This is a genomic window from Patulibacter medicamentivorans (assembly GCF_000240225.1).
GTDB classification, from domain to species: domain Bacteria; phylum Actinomycetota; class Thermoleophilia; order Solirubrobacterales; family Solirubrobacteraceae; genus Patulibacter; species Patulibacter medicamentivorans.
In genome coordinates this window covers 1-3,175 of record NZ_AGUD01000031.1, presented here as the reverse complement: position 1 = coordinate 3,175, position 3,175 = coordinate 1, and the positions used below count along the sequence as shown (strand labels likewise).

3 protein-coding genes and 1 pseudogene are annotated in these 3,175 nt (G+C 75.2%); 1 reads left to right on the top strand and 3 read right to left on the bottom strand.

Annotated features, from left to right (window positions below; genetic code table 11):
• Positions 1–982: pseudogene (locus PAI11_RS03835) on the bottom strand (hypothetical protein); the annotation flags it as partial.
• Between the two features lie 127 nt (positions 983–1,109).
• Positions 1,110–1,391, bottom strand: a complete 282-nt coding sequence (locus PAI11_RS03830) for a GYD domain-containing protein (RefSeq protein WP_007571046.1) — start codon at positions 1,389–1,391, stop codon at positions 1,110–1,112.
• 206 nt (positions 1,392–1,597) lie between these two features.
• On the opposite strand from PAI11_RS03830, the gene PAI11_RS03825 reads away from it, so the two are divergent.
• Positions 1,598–2,278 carry an LmeA family phospholipid-binding protein gene (locus PAI11_RS03825; protein ID WP_007571045.1) on the top strand — a complete coding sequence of 227 codons (681 nt, stop codon included), beginning with the start codon at positions 1,598–1,600 and terminating at the stop codon, positions 2,276–2,278.
• Positions 2,279–2,311: 33 nt separating this feature from the next.
• On the opposite strand, the gene PAI11_RS26785 is transcribed toward PAI11_RS03825, so the two are convergent.
• The coding region (locus PAI11_RS26785; RefSeq protein ID WP_040598185.1) for a hypothetical protein at positions 2,312–3,175 on the bottom strand (864 nt) is incomplete at its 5' end.

The window sequence follows — 3,175 nt, the reverse complement described above, 5'->3', positions numbered from 1 at the left end:
CGCCCGGCGCGCGGACGGTCGCGCCGCCGCGGTCGAGCGCCTTCGGGGTCGCGAAGCGGTGGCCGTCGTCGTCGCGGGTGGTCGCGCGGACGACGTAGGGCTTGGTGCGATCGGCGGCGGCGTCCTGCTCGCCCCAGGCGACGACCGCGCGGCCGCCGCGGCCGACCGAGGCGGTCGCGCCGGGGAAGCCCGGGCCGCCGCGGCGCAGCGTCTGCGGGGTGCCGAGCTTGCCGGTGCGGACGTCGAGCGAGCGGACGAAGAGCCGGCGGGTGCTCTCGCTGGCGCCGCGCTGGTAGACGAGCACGGTGTCTCCGCCCTGGCCGGTGGCGAGCGCCAGCAGGCGACTGGACCGCGAGCCGCTGATCAGCTTCGGGGCCGAGAGCCGGACGCTCCCGGCCTTCGACGTGGCCTTGCGCCAGGACGCGTAGACCCGGACGACGCCGTCCGATCCGATGTCGCTCCAGGCCATCGCGAGGTTGCCGGAGGTCGTGCCCGAGATCCGTGCCGGCTCGTCGAGGACCGCGGTGGCCTGGTTGTGGGCCTTGCCGAGCGAGACCGGCGGCGCGCTGCCGACCGAGACGCCCAGGCGGACCTGGGGCAGGCTGATCGTCTTGGTCCCGCCCTTGCCGTCCGGCACCGTCCGACGGACCGTCCCCAGCACGGTCGAGCGGCCGTAGAGCAGCGTGTCCTTGCCGAGCGGCAGCGGATCGGGCAGCAGCCCGGCGATCGTCCGGCGGCCCTCGGGCCGGCCCGCGGCCGTGATCCCGAGCAGCCGCGTGTCGACCGTCCCGCCCTTGCCGGCGCCGCGCGCGACCACGACCCGGCCGCCCTCGCCGTCGACCGTCAGGCCGGCGACGCCGACGCCCGTGTCCAGCTCGACCGGCCCCGAGAACGCGGCCCCGGCCGCCGCTGGGACGGCGAGCGCGGAGAGCGCCAGCAGCGGCGCGAGACGGGCGAGGCGAACGGGGTGGGATGGCGACACGGAGGCTCCTGGACTGGTCGCCGCCCGTCGAGGACGGCGACCGATGGCGTCCGACGGTAACGCACGACCGGGGCCCCGCACGCAGGTACCCGCCCAACCCCTGTGTACGGCGTTGAGCGGGGGGAACTCAAATACCCGCGATGAAGTCGTCGATCGGGATCGCGGTCAGCGTCTCGAAGCTGCCGGTCCCGCGGGAGGAGAGCTCGAGCGAGACGCGGGCGATCGTCTGCTCGTCGGGCGCCTCGACGATGTTGACGAAGTCGTACTGGCCGAGCGTGGCCCACTGGGCGGTCACCGACGCGCCGAGCGCCTCGACCTCCTTGTTCACCTCGCGGATCCGCTGCGGGTTGTTCTTGATCGTCTGGACGCCATCGGGCGACAGGCGGGTCAGCAGGACGTAGGTCGGCACCTGGGTTCCCCTCGGGGTTTCGGTGGTTCGCGGGCGGTCGGGCCGCGGCGCCAGGGCGACGGCCGGACCTGACCGTGTTCTATCCGATCGCGCCCGTGGCGTGGGGCCCCCGGGCGCGGCGGGTGCGCGTGGACGGGACGTTCGGCCATCGCCGCGGCGCGCGCGGGTGGCGGGCCGCCCGCCGTCGCCTGCGTACGATGGGCGCCATGCCGAGCGCGCCGAGGTTCCGGGTCACCCGCGGGCGGGTCGCGATCGGCGTGCTGGTCACCCTGCTGGTGCTGCTGGCCGGCGGCCAGCTGATCCTGCCCGCGATCGCCGCCAAGGTCGTGCGCGACGACCTCGGCGATCCGGGGGCCGACGTCACGGTCAAGGCGTTCCCGGCCTGGAAGATGGCGCTCGGCAAGGTCGACTCGATCGACCTTCGCGCGGGGACCGTCAAGCGCTCCGACTCCGAGCTGTCGGACCTGTTGAAGCGCGCCAAGGAGGTCGGCCGGATCGACGCCACGATCCAGGCGATGGACGTCGGCGACTTCCACCTGCGCGACGTCCGCACCCACGTCGAGGGCGGCCGCGTCCGGGCCTCGGCCCAGGTGACGCTGGCCGACCTGCAGGCGATGGCCCCGGGCGGGGCGACGCTGACGGCGCTGCCGGCGGGATCCGACGGCGCTCCGCGGTTCCAGGTCTCGGTCAGCGTCTTCGGGACCCAGCAGCAGATCCCGGTCGCGGTCAGCGCGACCGAGGGCAAGATCGAGGTCGCCCCGGACAACGCGCTGGGGGCGGTCTTCCGGCTGACGGTGTTCCAGAACGACCGGCTCTGGATCGACGGGGTCCGCAGCAGCGTCGCCGGCCAGTCGGTCCGGATGGACGTGACCGGCCGGCTGCGCTGACGGCCGCCGCGCGCGACGACCCCGAGCGCGGATCTACGGCTCGAGCGGCCCGCGCAGCTGCAGCAGCCGGCGGTTGGCGGGCGTGTCGGGCAGCTGCTGCCACGAGAGCACCCGCTGCGTCGTCTCGCTCGTGAACGCCGGGCCCTGACGCCCGGCGATCTGCGCGCGGCCCTTGCTGCTGGTCCGGTACTCGACCGCCTCGTAGGTCGTGGTGTCGACGTAGAGCTCGGTCCGATCCTCGATCCCGGGCACCGCCGACTCGCCGTCGAGGTTGGCGATCACCAGCCGGTAGGTGCGGTGGCCGCCGATCGTCGCCTCGCCCTCCAGGCGAGCGTCGGTGCGGCCGCTGCGGGCGGCGGCCAGCAGCCGGTGGGCGTCGAACGCCAACCGCGGCACGCTCGCCGAGTTCCGCTCCGTGACGGTCTTCCCCGTCGCGGGGTCGTAGCGTTGCGACTCTGCCCCGGCGACCTCTCCCGCGACGGCGTAGTGGGTGACGTCCTCGGCACCGGGACGGCCGTTGCCGTCCTCCGAGCTCCAGCGGCGGGTCTGGAGGGTGCGGACGTCGAGCGGCTTGCCCTCCCCGTTCAGGCGGACCACGCCGGTCTCGTCCCGGGAGAGGCCGGTGCGGCCGTTCTCCTGGCTCCAGAACCGTCCCTCGATCCGTGAACGGATCACGACGATCGCGTTCGGCGGCGGCGCGGTCGCCGCGGTCGCGCGGTCGAGGACCTGCGCGAGGCCGGGACTGCCGGCCGGGGCGAGCGCGAAGGCGGCCGCGGCGCAGGCGCCGAGGGCCGGAGCGGCGATCGCGAACCCGCGCCGGCGGCGGCCGGACCGTCGCTGGAGCGCACGCTCGAGCCGCGGGCGATCGGGCTGCGGATCGTCGGCTCCGCGGCCGGG

Bases quoted from the DNA above. Each gene is read 5' to 3' on its own strand.
- PAI11_RS03825 (WP_007571045.1), top strand. From the start codon at position 1,598: ATGCCGAGCGCGCCGAGGTTCCGGGTCACCCGCGGGCGGGTCGCGATC.